This is a genomic window from Mesorhizobium sp. CU3, assembly GCF_006442965.1.
Lineage (GTDB): Bacteria > Pseudomonadota > Alphaproteobacteria > Rhizobiales > Rhizobiaceae > Mesorhizobium.
Map to the genome: position 1 here is coordinate 257,397 of NZ_VFWX01000005.1, position 20,715 is coordinate 278,111.

The 20,715-nt window shown below is 60.1% G+C and carries 16 protein-coding genes; 4 read left to right on the top strand and 12 right to left on the bottom strand.

Features of this window, described 5'->3' with window-relative positions:
* Window positions 1-5: 5 nt before the first annotated feature.
* The 3 genes from FJ988_RS10460 to FJ988_RS10470 all read right to left on the bottom strand — a co-directional run bounded on the left by FJ988_RS10460 (window position 6) and on the right by FJ988_RS10470 (window position 4,117).
* Window positions 6-1,109, bottom strand: a complete 1,104-nt coding sequence (locus FJ988_RS10460; protein ID WP_140817139.1) for an OmpA family protein — start codon at window positions 1,107-1,109, stop codon at window positions 6-8.
* 144 nt (window positions 1,110-1,253) lie between these two features.
* Window positions 1,254-1,541, bottom strand: coding sequence for a hypothetical protein (locus tag FJ988_RS10465; protein ID WP_246688497.1), 288 nt, complete (start codon window positions 1,539-1,541; stop codon window positions 1,254-1,256).
* Window positions 1,542-1,558: 17 nt separating this feature from the next.
* On the bottom strand, window positions 1,559-4,117 hold the full coding sequence (locus tag FJ988_RS10470; protein ID WP_140817143.1) for a caspase family protein: 2,559 nt from the start codon (window positions 4,115-4,117) through the stop codon (window positions 1,559-1,561).
* A gap of 589 nt (window positions 4,118-4,706) precedes the next feature.
* On the opposite strand from FJ988_RS10470, the gene FJ988_RS10475 reads away from it, so the two are divergent.
* The 3 genes from FJ988_RS10475 (at window position 4,707) to FJ988_RS10485 (ending at window position 9,749) form a co-directional block, all read left to right on the top strand.
* Window positions 4,707-7,007, top strand: a complete 2,301-nt coding sequence (locus tag FJ988_RS10475; protein ID WP_140817146.1) for a mannose-1-phosphate guanylyltransferase/mannose-6-phosphate isomerase — start codon at window positions 4,707-4,709, stop codon at window positions 7,005-7,007.
* Between the two features lie 128 nt (window positions 7,008-7,135).
* Window positions 7,136-8,068: a division plane positioning ATPase MipZ gene (locus FJ988_RS10480; protein WP_140817148.1), complete on the top strand. Its 933-nt coding sequence runs from the start codon at window positions 7,136-7,138 to the stop codon at window positions 8,066-8,068.
* Window positions 8,069-8,999: 931 nt separating this feature from the next.
* A complete protein-coding gene (locus FJ988_RS10485; protein WP_140817150.1) occupies window positions 9,000-9,749 on the top strand; it encodes a response regulator transcription factor in 750 nt (249 codons plus the stop codon).
* 592 nt (window positions 9,750-10,341) lie between these two features.
* Here the strand turns inward: FJ988_RS10485 and FJ988_RS10490 are convergent.
* The 5 genes from FJ988_RS10490 to FJ988_RS10510 form a co-directional block, all read right to left on the bottom strand.
* Window positions 10,342-10,821: a hypothetical protein gene (locus tag FJ988_RS10490; RefSeq protein ID WP_140817152.1), complete on the bottom strand. Its 480-nt coding sequence runs from the start codon at window positions 10,819-10,821 to the stop codon at window positions 10,342-10,344.
* Complete coding sequence (locus tag FJ988_RS10495; RefSeq protein WP_140817154.1) at window positions 10,802-11,605, bottom strand: archaeosortase/exosortase family protein; 804 nt, start codon at window positions 11,603-11,605, stop codon at window positions 10,802-10,804. Before FJ988_RS10495 ends, FJ988_RS10490 begins: the two co-directional genes overlap by 20 nt.
* A 42-nt stretch (window positions 11,606-11,647) precedes the next feature.
* Window positions 11,648-11,860 (bottom strand): hypothetical protein, encoded by a 213-nt coding sequence (locus tag FJ988_RS10500; protein ID WP_140817156.1) that lies wholly within the window; start codon window positions 11,858-11,860, stop codon window positions 11,648-11,650.
* A 198-nt stretch (window positions 11,861-12,058) separates the two neighbouring features.
* The gene (locus FJ988_RS10505; protein ID WP_140817158.1) at window positions 12,059-12,838 is read right to left on the bottom strand and encodes a P-loop NTPase; all 780 of its coding nucleotides are present in this window, start codon (window positions 12,836-12,838) and stop codon (window positions 12,059-12,061) included.
* Between the two features lie 54 nt (window positions 12,839-12,892).
* Window positions 12,893-14,407: a lipopolysaccharide biosynthesis protein gene (locus FJ988_RS10510; RefSeq protein ID WP_140817161.1), complete on the bottom strand. Its 1,515-nt coding sequence runs from the start codon at window positions 14,405-14,407 to the stop codon at window positions 12,893-12,895.
* Window positions 14,408-14,689: 282 nt separating this feature from the next.
* On the opposite strand from FJ988_RS10510, the gene FJ988_RS10515 reads away from it, so the two are divergent.
* The gene (locus tag FJ988_RS10515) at window positions 14,690-15,988 is read left to right on the top strand and encodes a polysaccharide biosynthesis/export family protein (protein ID WP_140817163.1); all 1,299 of its coding nucleotides are present in this window, start codon (window positions 14,690-14,692) and stop codon (window positions 15,986-15,988) included.
* Between the two features lie 154 nt (window positions 15,989-16,142).
* Here the strand turns inward: FJ988_RS10515 and FJ988_RS10520 are convergent, their stop codons facing one another.
* The 4 genes from FJ988_RS10520 to FJ988_RS10535 all read right to left on the bottom strand — a co-directional run bounded on the left by FJ988_RS10520 (window position 16,143) and on the right by FJ988_RS10535 (window position 20,515).
* Window positions 16,143-17,084 (bottom strand): glycosyltransferase family 2 protein, encoded by a 942-nt coding sequence (locus FJ988_RS10520; RefSeq protein WP_140817165.1) that lies wholly within the window; start codon window positions 17,082-17,084, stop codon window positions 16,143-16,145.
* Between the two features lie 165 nt (window positions 17,085-17,249).
* Entirely contained in the window at window positions 17,250-18,155 is a 906-nt protein-coding gene (locus FJ988_RS10525; protein ID WP_140817167.1) for a DUF6492 family protein, read from the bottom strand.
* The gene (locus FJ988_RS10530; protein ID WP_140817169.1) at window positions 18,152-19,396 is read right to left on the bottom strand and encodes an acyltransferase; all 1,245 of its coding nucleotides are present in this window, start codon (window positions 19,394-19,396) and stop codon (window positions 18,152-18,154) included. The genes FJ988_RS10525 and FJ988_RS10530 overlap by 4 nt, the downstream gene beginning before the upstream one ends.
* 174 nt (window positions 19,397-19,570) lie before the next feature.
* On the bottom strand, window positions 19,571-20,515 hold the full coding sequence (locus tag FJ988_RS10535; protein ID WP_140817171.1) for a hypothetical protein: 945 nt from the start codon (window positions 20,513-20,515) through the stop codon (window positions 19,571-19,573).
* Window positions 20,516-20,715 lie beyond the last annotated feature (200 nt).

Consider the following 20,715-nt stretch of genomic DNA (forward strand, 5'->3'; position numbering starts at 1 on the left):
GGACCTCAGTTCGCGAGCTTCGTGGCGGAGAATTCGATCCGCCGGTTGAGCGCCTTGTTCTTGGGCGTATCGTTGGCGGCAACCGGCTTGTCCTCGCCATAGCCGGCGGAGCTTATCTGGCCACGCGGCACGCCGTCGGCAACCAGCGCGTCGGCGACCGCCTTGGCGCGCCGTTCCGACAATTGCTTGTTCGCGTCCGGCGACCCGTCCGAATCGGTATAGCCGGCAACCTCGATCTTCAGGCTCGGGCATTTGCCGACGACGCCTTCGACCTCCGCCAGCAGCGGCTTGCTTTTGGCATCGAGCCTGGCGCTTGCCGTCCTGAAATAGATGGCGCCGGTGCGCGACAGCACGCCAAACCGGTTGTGGCACTCCTCGTCGCTGAAATTGGTCTTGGCGGCGTCGGTGGCCACAGGACCGACTTCGGCGCCGGCAGCGACGGTTTGCGTCGCGGCCGGCTTGCTGCCATCGGCGTCGAAGACGAAATCGAACGATACCGAGGCTGTCGGGACGATGTTCGTCACGTTCGCGGCCTGCTGCAGCTTTTCGACATTCGGCAGGAGGCCGAAATCCTCGACATGGACGGCGACCGGCGCTTCCGAAGCGACGGAGACCTGTCCGTCGCTGATCATGGTGACGACGACGCTCGCCTCCAGATCCTTGTCGACGCCGTGCAGGCTGAGGCGGAACGGCAAGGTCGCCTTGATCCGGCGTTTGGCCGGCAGGTCGGCGAATGCCGCCGGGTCGACCTTTGCCGTCACCTCGGCCGTCGGGTATTTGAATGTCTCGAAGAACAGGAAGCGCATGCGCACGTTGCGCAGGTCGACATTGGTGTCGACGGAATTGAGGTCGAAGGTAATCTTGGCGTCGCCGGCCGAACTCAGCGTGCCGGTGATGTTCCTGATCTTGTTGGTCTCGACGATCGTGTTCTTCTTGACCGATTGGTAGGTGAGCACCGAGGCGGACGGATCAAGCGTCCAGTTCGGCGCGGCGCTTGCGGCCGGCGGTCCAAGCACCAGCAAGCCGAACAGCGCTCCGACAAGCAAACCGAACGCCCGCGCGGCGGCTTTCGCCAGCGCGTTTCGCCACAATGCAACGACTTCGAACATGGAACGCCCCCGCCAGGACAACCTATCTCGATACCGGCACGAGAGGGCAGCATAGAGTACTTGTACGGGCTTGGCGAGCGGTTACGGCCGGCTCCGAAAAAGTGCTAGCTACGAGCCAGAATAGTATGGCGTGTCACCGCTTTGTTACCACCCGCCGCCGCCACCCCCGCCAGCACCGCCACCCCCCAATGGCTTGATCACGGGCTTGACCTCGTCATTGACCGGCTTGACTTCATCGTTGACCGGACTGACCAGTTTCTTGGCAATCACCTTTTTGTGCTTGACCACCTTCGGCGCGTTCGTCGTACGGACGACCTTCGGACGATGTGTCGTGGTCGGCGCTGGCTCGACCCTGGGCAGCACGGTCGTGCACCCTGCAACCGCAAGGGATAAGAATGTCGAAATGATTGCCTTCTTCAATGCCCTGCCCACCACTGCCTCCTTGTTGATCAGAATAGGTCCCGGCGCGGATTGGCCTGCTCCCAGACGGCTCTCGCCGTCTTGATCAATTGGTCGTCGACCGAGCCGCCAGATGGTATCTTCGATTTGAGTTCCGAGCGCAGTTGCTTAAGGGCGGCCGTCTTCGGCTTCGCGCCAAACTGCGCCAGGATCGTCCGGGCATCCGGCAGTTCGTTGCGAAGATCAAGTCCTGCCGCAAACGCCAGATAACGGACGGCGACGGCCTGATCAGACTTGTCGCCTTTCTGCATTTCGATGGCCGCGCGATCATATGCCGCCGAATAGTCGCCTCGATCGGTCGCCAACTCGAATAGCCTCTGTGCTTCGGCAAGGTTCTGGTCGACGCCTTCACCGTCCCGGTACATACGTGCAAGACTGCCAGGGGCATAGGGCTGGCCGAGATCCATCGCTTGCTGGAAGAGCGCCTGCGCCTGCTTCGGATCCTTTTCGACGCCGCGTCCGCTGAGATAGCTGCGTCCGAGAATGTTCATCGAATACATGTCCTGACGCTCAACACCCGCCTTGAGGAAGGCAACGGCGCGGGCCGGGTCGGCAGGCACGCCGTTGCGGCCCTCGGTGAAGATCGCAGCAAGATCGTTCATGGCGTAGGTGTGCCCCATAGCCGCGGCCTTGAGCAGCAGGTCCAGGCCCTTGCCGGTATCGCGCTCGACGCCGAGACCGTTGAACAGGGCACGGCCCCAGGCAGTCATTCCATAGGGATCGCCTTTGTCGGATGCCTTCGCGTAGAAACCGTTCGCCTTCTTCGGATCTACGGCTGTGCCGATGCCGGACGAAGCGATGTAGCCCAGCTCGAACACGGCGCGGACATGGCCCTTATCGGCTGCTTCCTGGATGGCTTTCTTGGCCTCGTCGACCTTGCCGGCGGCGAGCAGCGCACGCCCAAGCTCATAGTGGAAGCGGGCGACGTCGGGATAGGCCTTCACGGCGGAGCGGCAGACGTCGACGGCGTTGGTGCTGATCTCATTCGGCAACCGCCCCGGCACGACGCCCTGCAGGTCGAGAGGCTCGCCTGCCTCCGCGTCGCAAGCATCGACGCTGGGCGAGAGTTTCATCGTCGCCGGTTTCGGCGATGCGTTGTCGGCGCTGATTTGGAAGCCGACGATCAGCGGCTTGGCTTCGCCGATCTGGGGCTCGTAGCGCAAATTGTCGACCTCGTCGGCCATCAGGCTTGAATCCGGCGACAGCGTCCGGTCCGGCAGCGACAGCGTCCCGGTTGCCGGATAGCTCGCCAGCTTCAGGCTGACCGCCGGATCCTTGGTCGGGAAATCCAGCTTCAACGGAACCGGGCCGACGCCGACCGGCACCTGGACGTCGCGGTTCTCGATCGCCTCGGCGGCGCCGGTGATGTGGATGCCGCGCTCCAGCACCTGCTGCTTCTGCTCGGCCTCCAGCGAAGCCACAAGCTGCTTGCCCTCGGCGGCGTCGCCGTTCTTGACGCGGAACACCAGGATGCCCTGAGATTCGCCGCCCCAGTCGTCGCGCGTCGAGTAGGCAAGCATATCGACCTGTTCCGGCTGTCCCTGGGCACTGGCGTCCTTCGGCACATCCATTTCCAGCCGCGGCAGGTCCTTGCCGGCTATCGGCTCACCCGTCGCCACCGGCTTGCCATCCAGCATGAGACGGCCCAGCGCCGGCGGTCTTTCGATGCTGACGGTGACCGCGCCGCCATCGACGTCGACCGGCGCAGGCAGGTCGAGCGCAACAGGCCCGACGCCAGAGGGTACGACCTTTTCCAGCACCGGCGGCAGCGCCGGCCGGTTGGCGCGGCGCATCAACACGACCTCGTCGATCAGCGAGGAATTTTCCCAGGGCACCTGCTTGCCGGCGGTCGCCTCGACCACATCCCGGCGCACGGCCGCCATCACGGTGCGGATCTCCTGGTTGGGCGCCAGAGCGCGGCGAGAGAAGGCAGAGGAAAACGGGCTGAGGTCGCCGGACCCGTCGTAAGCGACCGCGCCGGGCTCGGTGGCGAAGGCAATAAGGGTGTTCAGCGAACTCTTCACCTGCGCTAGGCCGGTGCCGCCGGCCGCAATCAACTGGTCGCGCAGCCAGTAGTCCTTGCGCGGGAACGGGTTATTGCGGCAGGCGTCGAGGATGATCACCTGGATCTTCGATTTGGCGCGCAGCTGCTGCAGCACATCGTCGAGCTTGACGGCCTGGACCTCGATGTCGGCCGCGTTCTTGAGCGATGCATCGACCGGGATCAGGAAATTCTCACCGCCGATCTGAAAGCCGTGACCCGAATAGTAGACGACGGCAAGATCGGCGCCGTCCGCAGCCGCAAGGTAGTTGCGGAACTGCTGTTCGAATTGGATCTTGGTGAGATCCTTGGCAACGAACACGTCGAAACCGGCCAGCCGGAACGTGCTCGACACATCCTCGGCATCCTTGTCCGGGTTCTTGAGGGCCGGAATTTCGCGATATTCGGAATTGCCGATGATAAGGGCAACCCTTCGATCGGCGCGTGCCTGGACCGTCGTGAGGCCCACGAGGATCAAGGCTGCAATCAGCGCGCAGCGTCGCAGCATGGCAAAATCCCTAGCGCTATGACCTGTCGGCCACAAGAACGCAGCTTGCGGCGCGGCGGTCTGTTAAAGAGTTCACAATCTGCCGAGACAGGTTGCACTCCTTGCATAAACGACAGGATGCATGCGTATCGTCCGATCACGTTGGAGGTTACCGCAAGGGCAGCGGTGCCGCAACGATCGAATGGGCTAGCCACTGGCGGATAGAATCCGCCGTCGCGCCGGAGCCTCGCGCCACAACAGATCGATTTTGAACGACGAATTCGTGCCAACCGTAGCGACAGGATCGCGGCCGGTCATTCGGCGACCGCCCGCCGACCGCGCACGTATCGGGACCGCCCTTTCACATTGCGTGGCAAACGCCAGATTATGAGGCAGCGATGCACGTGCCAACACATCCTTTTGGCCGCTTTGGCCGATAATGGCTTTCAAAGCGGCTGCGGAATTATCCGAATTCGCTAGGGGGCTCGGTGCTGACAGCCCACTAGAATTCGCGCTGTGGTCAAGGGAACCCCTAGGCCCAACCAATTTGCTTTCGAGAACGGTGCCTCCGCGACGGAGCCTGTAACCAAACCATTGAGAAGGCCGCACAATGCCGGACCGGATCGTCAGTTTTGTCATGAGCGGGGGCGTGGGTTCGCGGCTGTGGCCTCTCTCGCGGGAAGACAACCCCAAGCAATTTCACGATCTTTCAGGCGACGGTTCGATGCTTGCCAAGACGGTGCGACGCCTGAAGGCGCGACCGAACGGCGAGACCCCTATCCATCTGATTGCGTCGGAACGACACGCCGAGCGAATTATTTCCGACATCGTTCCTCTTGGTTTGAATGGCGGCAGACCGATTTTCGAGCCCGTCGGACGCAACACCGCCGCGGCGGTCGCCTTGGCTACCCTGCTAACCATTGCCGAACACGATAGCGACACGCTTCTGCTTGTAGTCCCCTCGGACCACGAGATATCGACCGAACTCGAATTCTGGGAGACGGTCGAGGCAGGCAGAGCCGCCGCCGAGCGCGGCAACATCGTCGTCTTCGGCATCAAGCCGACCCACCCCGAAACCGGATACGGCTATATCGAGGTGGCGGCGGACAGCGACGGAGTGGCTGCCGTGTCGCGGTTTGTCGAAAAGCCCGACGCGGAAACGGCTCAGCACTACGTGTCTTCTGGCCGGTTCTACTGGAACGCCGGTATCTTCCTTTTCCGCGCCGAGACCATGCGGCGGGCGCTCCTCGAATTTCAGCCGAAAATCTGGGAGACCGCCGAACGGGCTTTTCGAGCTGCACGGACCGATGTGTCCGGTATCCATTTGCCCCAGAGCTTTTACGAGGCCATTCCCTCCGTCTCGATTGATTATGCCGTCGTGGAGAAGGCGCGCGACATCGCAATGGTCTCGGCATCGTTCCGATGGAACGACCTTGGATCGTGGCAATCGCTGCTCGAGGCGAGCCCAACCGATTGCGACGGCAATGTCATGATGGGCGACGTTGTCGCGATGGATTGCGACAGTTGCTACCTGAGGAGCCAAGGCAGGCTGCTGACCGTCATTGGAATGAAGGATACGGCGGTGGTGGCGACACCCGACGCAGTGTTCGTCGCCCCTGTCAGCCACAGCCAGAACGTCAAGAAAGTTGTCGAGCAGTTGGAGAAGAGCGGACGGCTCGAGACGAAGTTCACACCATCCGAAGACCGCGTCATCATCAGCGGATCATGGCGCAAGCGCGTCAAGCACTGGCTGTTCGACGAGACCCTTTCGTTGTGGTCGACCGCGGGGGTCGACTATGTGCATGGCGGCTTCCACGAGGCACTGGGTTTCGATGCCAGGCCACTTGGCAAACCCAAGCGAATGCGAACTATGGCGCGCCAAATCTATGCTTTCGCAGTGGCCAAGGAACGCGGTTGGACGGGGCCTGCCGACGAACTCATCGACCACGGCATCAGCTTTATAGCCAGATATGGTCGTACCGACCGTGGCGGCTGGATCCGCACCCTTCGGCCCGACGGCAGCATCGCCGACCCGACCGAGGATGCCTACGACCATTCTTGTGTGCTGCTGGCGCTAGCCCATGCGCATCGATGCGGCCATCCGGATGCCTTGCGGCTCGCGGAAGAAACATTTCGTTTTGTCGATACTCACCTGGAGGACGCCAGCTTGAACGGCTTCCTCGAGACCCCCGGCTGGAAGGGGGTGCGGTACTCGAATCCACATATGCACATGCTGGAAGCCTTCCTCGCCTGGCACACCATCACCGGCGAGCGAACCTATCTGCGCCGAGCAGCACGTCTCATCGATCTGTTCCGGTGCCATTTCTTCGACGAGGAGAGTTGGACGCTTGGGGAGCGTTTCGACCCCGACTGGCAACCCCTGCCGGGAGATGACGGCCAATGGACGGAGCCCGGACACCATTTCGAATGGGCTTCTTTGCTGGTCGATTTTTCGCTGGCGAGCGGTCAGAAGGACCTGGTGCGCCTTGCGAGAAAACTCTATTCTTCGGCGATATCCAGCGGATTGAACAGGGCCACCGGCCTTGCCTATGCAGCGGTGTCGCGAGACGGGATTCCTCTCGATCGTATTTCCCGCAGCTGGCCGCAATGCGAGGCGGTGAAGGCCGCCAGCGCCCTGGACGGCATCGGCGGACCGGACCTCAAACCTGAGATAGAAGCCCGCGTCGCCCGCCTGTTCAGGTGGCATATCGATCCAGCGCCAGTGGGCTTGTGGATCGACAGGATCGATGACCGGGGGCGATCGCAGGCGACCGAAGTCCCCGCAAGCATCTTCTATCATCTCGTGACGGCTTTGATGCAGTATCTGGACAAAACGGAGGGACAGGTCGAGCCCTTGGCGCAGCCGGTTCCGCAAAGGGACAGCTCGAGTCCTGCGAGGGCTTATGCCTGAAGCAGCGTTGTTGTCATGTCGATGCGCATGCCGGCGTTGCACGAAGTTCAGCTCGGGTGGCGCCCATCAGCAGCCGAATTTGAGTTTCTCACCAATTGATCCGATAAATTGGCGGTGAGGAGCGGCAGATGACGGCGGGTGCCTGGACATCGGTCGGTCGGCGGCGCGTCGATGGGCGAGTTATCGTCTGCGGCAACGAAAAGGGCGGCTCCGGCAAGACCACGACCGCGATGCATATCGCGATCGCACTGGTCGACTACGGCCACAGCGTGGCGACCGTCGATCTGGACGAACGCCAGCTTTCACTCACGCGCTATATCGACAACCGCCGCCGCTGGGCGGAGTCCAAGCAACTAGCCCTTCCCATGCCGCGCCATTTTCATGTGCCGCCTGCGGCGCGCGAAAGTGCCGGAGAGGTCAACGGCCTTTTGGTTCGCAAGCTCACGGAAGCTATCGCTTCAATCAAGGCAAGCCACGATTTCGTGGTCGTCGATACGCCCGGCTCGAACACATTTCTCAGTCGGCTGGCGCACGGGGTGGCCGACACGCTGATCTCGCCGATGAATGATTCGTTTATCGATTTCGACGTCCTCGCCCGGATCGACCCGCTCTCGCAGCAGATCCTGGGATATTCGCAATATGCTTCAGTGGTGCTCGATGCCCGAAGAAACCGCCTGCACTCGGAGAACGCGATCCTGGATTGGGTCGTGGTTCGCAACCGCATGTCCCCGCTCACGTCTCGTAACGAACTAAAGATCCACACCTTGCTGCGCCAACTTTCGACAGACCTCGGTTTTCGGCTCGCCGACGGCATTTCCGAGCGCGTCGCCTTCCGCGAGTTCTTCACCATCGGAGTTACCGCGCTGGACGTTTTCGAGGACTATGTGCTCGGAACCACCCCGACGATGTCGCACCTGATGGCCCGGCAGGAAATCCGCGGGCTCCTTGAGCAGCTCAAACTCCCGATGGACGAATCCAACCGTATGGAGACGGACGCACGGCGCAGACAAGCCGCGAGCGTCAGCCGCCCGGTCGTCCTACCGGACGTCTTCGCCAGGTGAGCATAAACGGCGGTCCTCAACAAAGCGGCGGATATCGCTCGTGAGCGGCCATGCATAGGGGCGCCACGGATTGGATCGGAAGTGGTCCAAATACAGTCCGGCGTGGGTTGGCTGACCGTTTACAGTTGCTCGGCCGCGCCGCCCCACCGCATTCCAATAGACCGATGCAACCTGTAGATGGCCCGCCCGCTGAAAATTCGGCCTTGCGGGAGGCAGCAACGACGGTGTGTTAACCACAGTGTGCCGGCTATGGTGCCTGCAGCAGCAAGCTCAGAGGCAAGGCAAAAAGCAAAAGACAACCAGTTGAGCGCATATCGCCCCCCGGCAGTCTCGAACATTCGCCCGCGACGCCAAAATCGTGACTGTCCGGCTATTGTTGTCGACCACCTTTGGCTTTCATTCCATTCGCACAAAATGCTGTCAGGACCGCAATAAGCGGATGTCTCTCTCGGCTCAGAACATTCGCCACCAGCGTCTCATACAAACGTTCGAGATAGGCGTGATCGCTTGGCAATTTCAGTCAGGTGGGCTAAGCGCGATCGATTCGTGCCACGGTGACGCACATCGGGCAATGCCTACGGCATTTCAGAAAAGTTATTTAATTTCAATAGTTTGATTGCAATCAGGGTGCGCTTTGGTTGCGCGTGAAGGTAGACCGACGACTGGCTGGATCTACCACTTATTAACTAATTCTAATGGTGCACAGATTCTTAATGCGAAGTTATCCACAACTTCGTAAGATGCAGCCGTAGGTTGGGGTTTGTGACGGAAGCCGTGGTGGGGATCATCCTCCTGGATGATACGGATTTGAGAATCTGTCTTCCTGAAAATTCCGGCAAACAAAATGGTGCGGCGGGCTCATGCGGCCGAGCCCGGGGTAATGATTGAAAGAAGCGAGTAGTAGCCAAATGAAGTAAACGGAGTAAAGGCAATGAATCAACCTCTACCTGGCGGGCATTGGGGTAGGTCTATAGAGGTCGAGCAAAACAATCCTGCACTGCATCTCAGCGGGGTTAGTCGGGCGGAAACTGAAGAGACCCAACGTGGCGACAGCCTGGTCGTCATCGTTGACAAGCGGATCCTCGAGCGTGAATGCTTCGCGAGCAGCCTTCGGGCCGTCGATCCGATCGTACACGTGGTTACTGTCGGCTCGTTCGTGGAACTGCACGACTTGCAGGCCGATGCCTCGGCGATCTTGACCATCCTGAACGGCAGAAGCATAACTGACCCGGTCGTTCGGTCCGAACTGCAGGAGTTCGTCGCCGCGGTCGGCGGCATACCTGTAATCGTTGTTGCGGACTCGGAGGCTCCGGGCGATATCCTGGCGGCCTTGGAAACAGGCGCACGGGGCTACATCCCGACCAGCGTTTCGGTGAAGGTTGCAGCCGAGGCGATCAGCCTCGCTTGTGCCGGCGGCATCTTCGTGCCGGCAAATGCGGTGCTGGCTCTCCGCGAAACGATCCGCGCATCTGCCAGTTCGCCAAAGCCGCTAACCGGCATGTTTACGAGCAAGGAAGCTGCGGTTGTCGAAGCTTTGCGCAAAGGCAAAGCCAACAAGATCATCGCCTACGAGCTCAATCTGTGCGAAAGCACCGTCAAGGTCCACATCCGCAACATCATGAAGAAACTCAAAGCGACCAACAGAACCGAGGTCGCTTACAAACTCAGAGACCTGATGTAACCATCCGTAGGATCTGCACCAATGAGACTGAGGCTGGCCAGCCGAGTGACATCGGCTGGCCAGCACAGATTGGTGGGCGACGCAGCAATTTTCCGACTGCACCACATGCGAAAATCACAGGCCCCCGCAATGCGCGATCGGCCGCAGTTCATCTGACGTCCACGAAATCCTTATGCCGCCTCGACGCATCGCCTGACTCCGGTTCAGTGCGACGCGCTTCAGGGATGCGCCGGCTCCAGGACAGCCGAGCGAGCGGCTTCCGGCAAATTGTCTCGGAGAGGCTGGCGATGCTGCGCCTCAGAGATTTGCATCGCTAGCGGCATTTCAGACCGCCGAAAGACCACCGACGTTCCAAACAGCGTCAACGCTCCCAGTGCTCCGAGCCCAAACCATCCGGCCAGTATGTACAGTGTAACCTGCATTACATTCCTCCCGAACCATCGGACGAAGATCGAAGCTTGAAGGCGAGTGCAATTCTCTCCACTTGGAGGGCAGTTGAGAACCTATCCTTTGTGCGCCGGCGCGCAGCAGCCTTACCTCTAAAGTGGTGCGGATTATCGGAGCGCGAACCAGGGTTCCCGTTTTGGCCTTCTCAGGAAAGGCCCTCGAGCTCAACGGTGGCAATGGGAAGTGCCGGGCATTGCGGGCCAATAATAATGGCCCTGGCCATAACTGGCCGGATCTGGATACCCATGTACCGCATCGCCCGGCCGAAGTAATGGTGAACCATCGGCATCAGGATCGGCTGATGCTCATAAAGCTTTCCTTCGACCGAATAAAGCAGGAGGCGGCCCTTCGCTTGCCAATCCAGTGCCGACCGGTGCCAGCCCTGAGGCGAGACGTCCGCGATCTGCAGCTGGCATGTGCCCTTGGTTCCATAGAACCACTGGGGGTCCGTATTCGGTTCCGACAGACTGAACGCAAAACCGTTGTTGCGGAGCAACGCCGCGATATCCTCGTTAGCGGGATGTGCCTCTGTGACGCTTTGGCCGATACCGCCGCCAAGCACCTTGAGGGTCACGCTCAAGACCAGGAGGAGCCCGAAGGCAAGGCTAAGCGTGAACCGGTTCATCGGATCGCAAGGCTCCGGCGTAAATGGCCATCACGGTGAGGTTCGTCAGCAATTCCGCCAACGTGATGCCAACCGTTCCGTGGATGATGTCGTAATAGGCCGGCATCACACCTATCAGGCTTATCCGGGTCAGGTTGACGACAACGGTTGCAAGGCATGCAGCGACCAGCGCGCGAATGACTGTCCACGACCATCTCAGGTCATAAAGTTTGACGATCATAACGCCGCAAAGAAGTGCCAGCGAGAGGTTCGTGAGGGACGAGCAGGCTGGCAGCAGGAACACCACACCGGACCCATCTGCAAACGGGACCGTGTTGCCCACGCCGCCCGTGCCGACGATCCAGCCGACTATTTTCGCGTCGACCGACAAGATGGGACCACCGAACACGGCAAAAGCAATACGAGCCCAGAACATCGGAACGGTGACCGCTCCCAATAGGACCGCTGCCCTGCGCAGCATCCCTTGGGAGGACGTCGACGCCAAATAGGCGGCGACGCCTGCCAGCGCCAACCAGCTCACCTGGGGCAAGGGAATGAGGAATGCAAAACCCGCGACGCAGGCAACAACAAAATCCGACCGACGCGCCCGCTCTGCTTCGGAATGCAAAAGCAGCCATATGGTCACGCCCATCGCCAGCCACGCTATCAGGCTGACGCCGAACATTTCCATGAGCGCTAAAATCGGGCCGTCGCGGGCAACCGATTCGGCCACGCGGTCGCTTGCCCCATTTGCAAACCCGACGGCCACCACGCCGCAGTAGATCTGGCTGCGATAGACAGTCATGGTCGATCTGAGGTCAGCGGCAGCCGGTCGGGGTGATGTCGTTCATTTGCCGCGCTGGCGGCGGCGGTACCAGACATAGCCGCCCAACGCGGCCAGCGCCGGGAAGCCGATGCCGATCACCGGGCTCGGGGCGGATCGGCTCGTTTCGCCACCACCTTTGCTTGGCGGGAACCAATCTGCCATTGCATAGCCGGGGAGCGTATCCAAAAATGTAATAAACAACGCTATCGTAGCAGGCGCGATAATCTTGATCACTGCTTCCCCCTTTGTCATATCCACAGAACAAGCCAATAATGACCGAATTTCCGGCAGAAAAACCGAGGCACTTCCGACCGAAAGAGGTAGAGCCGCCTAATGAATTTGAGCTGCGTGCTTGGCGGCCTCAGCGGTCGCCCAAAATAGGGCAAACGTGGCTGGCGAACCCTTGGCGACGCGGCATTCAGCAGCTGACCTTTAGTAATAGCCGCGATCATGTCCGTACCGGCATTTGTTCAAGACAATCCCCAGAAGGTTGGTCTCGCCTGCCAGTTCCTGTTCGCAGCTACGGATCTTTGCCATCGTGGTCGTTCCGGCGCCTGCCACAAGCAGGGTGCAGTCGATGTTGGGCAGGAATGCCAGCACGTCGTCGCTGCCGAGAACCGGGGGCAGGTCGACAACAACCACCGTGGGGCTAAGCTTGTCATAGATTTGCATCATCGCGGCTCGCGCGGATTGGCTTTGAAGCAGCTCGGCCGAGTAGTTGATCCCATGCGGACTGGCGCTCACGGCAAGATTTTCACCATAGCGCACGAAAGTGCTTTTGATCGAAGCTCGCCCTTGCAGAAAACTTTCGGTGGGCCGCGCCATCTCAGGACCCAGCATCGAACTGATCTGCGGTTGGCGCAAATTCAAATCCAGAAGAACGACCCTGCAACCCTGCAGATTTGCAAGACTGAACGCCAGGTTCGTGGCCACGACCGACTTCCCGGATTCACCCTCCGGCGACGTTATCGCCACAGTGGTCCAGTTGTTGAGATTAAGGCACCTGAGCACCTTGGTACGCAAGACATCGAAGCTGGCCTGAGCCGGTTCCTCGGGAGCGTATGTTACGAGGCGGGCCTTGCGAACCCGATCGAGATCGAGTTCCACTCGTTCCAATCCCGCCCAATGCTCGTCAACCGACATCACGGATTGTCGTGCGACGACTTCCAGCGACGCATGCGACGCGGGCTGGAGCTTCACCTTTGTCGGCATGCTTTTGTCTCCCCCGGCACGAATACGTCGCCTTGCGTAGGTCGTCGGCTACTTTCAGATCGCACTGTTCACCTCGACATTTGCGGGCAGGCGAGAATTTAGAGGCAGGAAGATCGGACTACCGCCCAGCAGCAATACGACGGCCGCGATACCCAGACGCATCTGACGTGCAGATTCCTGGCTATCGGCCGCAATATAGGGGATGGTGACGAAAGGCTGGCCCCGGAACACGGCTGCAAGATCGGCAGGTCGGCGAATCGTTGGGAAGAAGATTTCCATGAGCGCGAAGATGCCGAAGCTCAATCCGACGCCTGCCCCGAAACTTGCTAGGACGATCACCTGCCGCTTGGGCGAGATACGTTTTTCTGGAGGGGTTGCCGGCTCGATCAGCGACAGCTTCTGGCCAACCGCCTCCATTTCGATACGCTGTCCGGTCGAAGCGTCCGCCAGCCTCGCGACTGCCTCGTTGTAGTGCGTCTGCACGGCCTCGTAATTCTGCTCGAGCGCGCGGAGTTTGGTGGAGTTCATTTCGGTGTCGGCGATTGATCGGGTCAGGCCGTCAAGCAGCGGTCCAATGGATTCCTTCTCCTGCCCGATCAAAGCCAGCTGACCCTCGGCGTCGGCCAACTGCAAGCGAAGCTCAGGAGACATGCCGGCGGCGCCTGTGACATCCGTTGCGGTCTTGCCCTTTTCGGAGATGCGTTTCTCGAGATCGGCGACCCGTGTCCGCAACGCCGTAAGGTTCGTACTGCCATCCTTGAAGATCGTCTCCTGCTCGGCAAGCGAACGCCGCAACTCGGTCAGTTGCTGATCGTCAGCCAGTGCTCCCTGCCCCCCGGATGCCGATATCTGCTGAATCATCGAGCGCTTCTGCTGAAGAGAGATGGTCTCGCGCTGAATCTGACCCAGCCTTTCTTCGTAGGCTCTCTGCTGCGTGCGGCGAAATTCAAGGCTGTCAGGCAGGGCCTCCTTATGCTCCAGCTTGAAGCTCAGGACCGCTTCTTGGGCGTCTTTCAGCGCGGCTGCCAGGCGTTCCACCTCGCGCTTGAAGAATTCATGCGTGTCGTCGGCCACAGCCCTGCGTTCGCGCTCGTTCGCTTCGAGCATGGCGTTTGCATAGGCATTGGCGACATCGGCGGCGAGAATGGGGTCGGTCGCGTCGAATGAAACCGTAAAGGCAATGGCTCCGCTGGCGCTGCCCAGATTGTTCAGGACGACAGGCTCGATCCTGGTCCTCGCAAGCATCTGTGCAACGACGTCGTCGTCGGAGAAAGCAGCCTTGGGGAAGATCGCAAACTTCTCGGCCAAACCGAGCAAACTGGCCCTTGTCGTGAGTTGCTGCTCAAGAACCTGCAGTTGCTGAATAGGATCGGCTGTGACCGATGAACGGGCCAGTTCTGTCGATACACGAGGCGACTCGACCAGGATTTTGGCCACCGAGCGGTATATCGGCTGCAGCAAGACCGCGACCGCCAATCCGACAAGCGTCGCCACCACGATCGGGATGATCAGGTAGCGCAGCCGCTGAACGTAGAGCGAGGCGTAGAAGCGTAAATCTTGGCTGTTCATCAGATCGACTCGCCGTCACGGATTCCTTCACATGTCGATGGCAAACCAGCAGCGTCGACACGCTCGTTTGTAACAAGCAGATTTGCGTGGCGATCTCACCGGCGGAAGCACTTCCTAAGGTCGAGCGACAAGGGAGCTAATGCCTCTTTTGACGATGGACCCTCTCCTTTTGGTCGCCGGAGTGGTCCTATTCTCACGTTCACTCGGTTTCGCCTGGGACCTATTCTCAGTTGATCGGAACTCCAGCGCAGCGATCCACCCTGCACGCGCCGAGGAAAAAGAATGTTTTCAAATCCACTTGCCCGCCTTCGCCAAGTTAGGTTCGCAGCGGCCCTGCTCGTCAGCACCGCGAACATACTATTTGCAGGGAATGCTCAGGCTGACGACTACAAGCTCGTCGCGCAAACGAAGATCCACATCTCGATCATCCAGTGGAACCCGTCAAAGGGCGAGTACCAGCGCTGGGAAGCACTCAGCGGCGATTTTCTTGTGTCCAACCAAGGAACAATAGGGCTGCCGGTTGTCGGTTCGCTCGATGTGAGCGGCAAAACGAGCACCGACGTTGCGGCCCAGATATCGGCGGCGCTGCATGACAAGATAGGTCTCATTTCCGCTCCGGATGTATCGGTCGAGATAACGCAATACCCGCCGATCTACGTGCTCGGTGCGGTAACCACGCCAGGCACGTATCAATTCCGGCCGGGACTCACCGTCCTGCAGGCGGTAGCCGTCGCCGGCGGGCGTTATAGGCCGCCGCTCGAAAAGGCAGGGCAGAGCGATATCAGCCTGCTCGGCGAGCTCAACACGATTCGCACAGGCAAGCTGAGACATGTCGGGCGCATCGCGCGGCTGCAGGCCGAACTGGCCGGCGACAAGGAAATTCGCTTTCCGGCCGAACTGACGGGCAACGACGACCGCGACCTGGTCAACGAAGTCATGACAATGGAGCGCACCTTGTTCGCCGCGCGTGCGAACGAGATGGCGCGACAGGTGGACAAGCTTGCCGAGCTGCGTGACATGTATACCAACGAGCTCGACATCATGGCGGCCAAGAGCAAGGACTCGACCCAGCTGATCGCCGACACCCAGTCCGAGGTCTCCAAGCTCACCAAGCTGGTGGAACAAGGCATCACAACGACGTCGCGATGGTCGGATATGAACCGCGTGCTCGGACAGATGCGGGCGGAGCGTGCCCAGGGAGACATCGAGGCGATGCGGGCGCGGCAAAGTCTGAGCGAATCGGCGCGCCAGGAGTTCGCCATCCAAGATCAGCACCAGACTGAGGTCGCGACCCAATTGCGCGACGCGCAAAGTGAACTCGCCGAACTGAAATCGCGCGAATACACGATCCGTCAGTTGCTGCAGGCCGACAGCACGGTCGTCTTGAAGGAGCCGCCCGCCGGCAGTTCCGATCTGAAATTCGTCATCGTGAGACAAGGCCAGCAAAAATCCGGCGAACTCGACGCATCGGAGTCCACGACACTCGTGCCTGGCGACGTACTCAAGGTGCAAGTAAGCGCCATACTGCCCAGTGATCCCAATGAGTCTATGCCCTCCCCGGCTTCGGGCATCTCTCAGTAATTAGAGCGGCTCAGCGTTTCACGGAAACGGCGATCCGCTCTATCCGCAATTCCGGACGGAAACCTCTGACACTTTTCCTGTAATTGCTCTGACCTGCCAGATTATCGGGTGCAGCCAGCCCATCGAAAATACCGACTGGGCGTGTGGGAAACCTTCACCCGACGATCAAGTCTATCCCTTCGTACGATGGCGGGAACAATGCGATTAGCGCCGCAGCCCGGTGCGCGGGCCCTCGTGCGGCGCGAAGTCCCTCGCCCAGGGCTATGCTCATACGAAAAAGTGCGGTCGAAACCGCTCCGTGATGACGACGATAATATTTGATCCGATTGTGAGCCAGGAGTGCAGCCAGACGCGGGCTATTGTAGTCACCCCCGATGTGGATTGCGTGCGCCCCAGGAACATAGGCAACCGATAACCCGGCGCTTCGCACCCTGCGCATATAATCCGTCTCTTCGCTGTATAGAAAGAACGACTCGTCCCAGTCTCCAACCAACGCTCGGGCGCGTGCTGCGACCGCCAAAACAGAGCCTTCCGCCCAATCGATTATCGCGCCGTTTTCATAACGGGCGGGATTTCCGACCTTCTCCCCAGTTCCCAAGCGAGCAGAGAGTTTCCCACCAAGAACCGCGTCGGTCCAGCCCGTGACCAGCGAGGGTTCGCGGCGCAGCGACCATGCAAGCCTTCCATCCGCTTCAAAAACCTTTGGTACCGCCACACCCACCGACCGATCGGACAAACGTTCCAATAGCACCCTGGCGGCGCCGGGCATGAGGCGAACGTCTGGGTTCATGATCAGTAGGTTTGCGTCCTTGCGGATCACGGCGGAAGCAGCGTTGATACCAGCTGAGTAACCGGCGTTTCGGCCCATCTGGACCACGCGCGGCTTGCTCGGGTGGTTAAGTGCGATTTCAACACTCGCGTCCGCCGAGTCGTTGTCGGCAATAACGATCTCAAAAGCGACGCCGGCAAGTCCTTCCTTCAGCGAGTCGAGCAGACCAGGAAGGACCTGGGCACTGTTATAGGTGACACTTACGACGGAAAAGCGAGGTTCTGGTGCTTGGCCAGAGGTCCTGTCCTCATTGTCAGCAATTGGCATCGCACTCCCCGTGATCATTTTTGCCGGTCACGCCATTTGTCCGATGGATCGAGAATTTCGCCTCGGGTGAAGCGTCGCGGCCAGACGTCGCGCTCATATCGCGTAGCGACGCCGAAGCAGCGGAAACCGCGAAGGGGCCGCCGATGCGGTGTGTTCTCGCCGTCATCAAGTTTCAAGCATCCGGGTGCGGGGCGGCGTCGCCGACGCTTTCGCCCGAAAAGCCGCAAAGGCACCGCGCTTGACCTCAAGCGGGGTGCGGGACTTGGCCGAAATCATGGCAGCAATGTCAGTACTCTTAACGCCCGCGAAGAAACGGCCAGCCGTTTCGCGCGTTAGCGGCGTGGTCCCCCAATGAGCAAGGCAAAGTGGGTCCTCGGAAATAAAGGAGTTGGCCTCACCACCGAGAACTTCGTCAACGAATACTCCATAGAGTGTCCACTCTGAAAAGTGCAGTCGACCGGCAATCGCCGATGCCCAATGGGTTCCGGAAACCGCGCTGACGCGAGCAAGCATCTGCCGCACGATTCTTGGATCCCATGCGATCATCGACGTTATGTAGTCGGCATAGGGCGGTTGGCTCGGAGACAGGCCAAGCAAGGATCGAGCGCCCCGATGCCAGATCATATGACGCGGAAGTTGTTCGTCGACGGCACCTGGCTTGTGGAAGAACCGGACCTTGCTGTCGGTAAAGAATGTCTCTGCGGTGAATGGCTTCACAAACTCGATATCGGAATCGACCAGCACCACCACATCTTCCTGCGATGCTGCGGCCGCTGAAAGCTTCACGATCTGCTGCAAGACCCAGCCTCGGACCGGGGGAAAAGGTCGTTTGAGATTGACCGTGAACTTGCTGAAGGGCAGCGGGACAAACGAGCGCGGCAGGAAATCGGACTCGCAATGAATGACGGTTCGTGGACCCGCGAGCCGACCGAACAGCTGCAAATCATGACGCGGAACAATTATGTGATGCAGGGCTGAAGCCGGCGCGTTGTCGAGGACGGACCGGCACAAGTCGGCGCAAAGTTCGAAGTCCGGACCGAAACTCGGTGTAATCAGAGCGATACTCGTCATGACGTGACCTCCCGAGACCAATCGCCTCGACCCTGACCCGCGCTGCGGACAGGGCTCGCCATTTCGTCCAGAGCGATATGTTCGGTGATTGCCTGCATGGCGCCACCGGCCATAGGCGGATCCAAATCCGGCCTGCGACGCAGTGCGCGGCCGATCCAGTTGGCCACGGATTTTTTTGTGGACAGAGCCGGTTGTTCCACAAGGAGGCTGGAGGCATACGACAAGAACAGCGTCACGATCAGCGCCATCAGGGCCACCAATTCCCACGAATGTATCCCGGGGTACATGATGCTGAGGCAGCAAAGAACCGCCGCGTGGATCAGATACACCCCGTAAGACAGATCGCGCCTGACGAACGAGCGTCCTGGCAGGTTCGACAGCCCAGCGAAGACCACAAGATATGGCAGGCAGAGCGGTGCCGCGACGATACCTGCTCCATACGCAAGCGAAGCCAGCAGGACCAGGAACGCCGAACCCGCCAAGGCAGCCGAGTAGGGTATTGTCCGACGGAAGGTGGATAGAACGACGCCGGAAGCAAAATAGACGAAGAGACTGATGAAGGTAACGAAACGGCCGGGCAGCCGCTCGGCGAATGCAGGAAAGATCCCATTCGCCACATAGACGATATAGGCCGCAAGGAACACGACCAACACCAGGCGAGGCCGGGCGAGGATGCCAACCACACTCATCACCGCCAGCGCAACATAGGACAAGACTTCGAAATGCAACGTCCAGAGCGCGCCGTTGACGATTGCGGGATGCCCGTCCGGCAACTGCACCCCGGGAAGGAAATCATCTGTGAGCGTAAGAATGTTCTTGGCGTAGAGGAGCAGGCCAGAGTCGGAGAAATACCGCGGCAACGACCGTGTCGTCAGGATCGGACCAAGCAGGATCATGGTTAAGATCACCACGACAACGAGCGCTGGAAAAATCCTGAGCGCCCGGCTTACCGCATAGTCTATTACCTTGCCCGACCGAGCCAGGCCCGGAGCCACCAGAAAGCCGCTGATCGAGAAGAAGACAAGAACCGCGAGGAGGCCGAAATGGAGAAATCCACCGCTGAACGCGAAGAGGATATCTGCCTTCGCATCGTAAATGGAACCGTGAGCATGATGCAGAAGGACGGTGATCGCCGCAGCCAATCGAACTTCATCGAAGCCCGGCCCCACGCACCTCGTTTCGGCCAGCCGGTTTTCCAGGGTCAGGCCGCGTATGTTCCAAGCGAGAACATTTGGGATCATTAGGCTGCCCGGTGAGATGCTTCGCAGTAGAAGTTTCGGCCGCGTATATGGTGCGCGCAACTACCTAATCGGGCCAACAGCGCGCCTCGCGGCGGCAGCCAGAAACGAAAGGAGTACGAACGTTGCCGGAATGGGCGACTGTCGGCGCGGCGGCGCATTGCCCTCCGCGCCATTCTAGCGGTGGCATGACGGTTCCGTCGGCTGATCGGCAGTGTCGCCGACCCTGGTGAGCCAAGACTCCCGCCAGAACGGATAGATCGCGCGCGGACAAAACCATCGACCGTTGACGCTGAGCTCGCCTGAGCAGGCGACACCGTCCAAGATGATGCAGTCCTTGGGAATCTTCAGCATGCGGCCCGTTTTCTCATCCACGATCCGCTGCACGGCAGTCTTTACTCGGAACGTGCCGCCGCAATGGGGAAGCATCTCGCGGTCGAAGGAGAGGCCACTGCTCTCGCCTCGTTCGTCAAGGGTGGCTGCGATTTCCTCCGCGGATCGTACCCGGACCAATTCGCCTGGCTGCAGGCCTAGCGTCTCGCGCTTGGAACCAGCCTTGCCCGGACCTTGCAGCGGGAGCGTCCTTATCAGCCCGAAATGATGGAGCACGTCCATTGTCATCGCCCGGACCAAAAGGCCTACGAAACGGATCGGATTGAAGTTGCCGTTCGTCAATTCACGCCAATACTGCCCAAGATCCAGCCGCCTCACGGGCTCGGATGCCTTGAGAGCGTCAGTCGATTGGCATCGCCAGAGCTGCGCCCCGCTGTCATCCACCGGGTTGGCTGGATGCGTGGCCGCGCCGGCAGTCCGCTCGAGCTCTGGAGAGGCAGCTATCCTGGCGACCCCAGGACGTGCGGCGTCGTTGTCGTCGACCTTGCGAAGCCATTCCTCTTTCCAGTAAATACGGCAACCGGCCTGACACCCGCCATGGCTCGACCCGTCGCAGCGCAGATCGTCAAGATAGACCATCCCGCGCATTCGGCGAGAGCCACTTTCGTCAACCATGTTGCAGACTTTGTCGACGCGACGCGACACGGTGAAGCGTTGACCGACATGCGCGATCATCTCCGGCATGAATACCGTCCCCTGCAGGGCGGCATCCTTGTCCAGCGTGGCCATAATCTCAGCCGCGGACCGCACCTCAACGACATCGCCGGGGCGCAAGGGAGCTCCGTTCGCTGGTTTTTGAGGGAGCATGGTTCTTCATTCCTCTAGGTTTATGACGTCGCCATCGACTTGGAGCCGCTGCTGCTTTGAGTCCGTTTCCAACTTGCCGTTGTTGGTCCAGAGGCACCGAGAATACATCGTACACAAAGAGA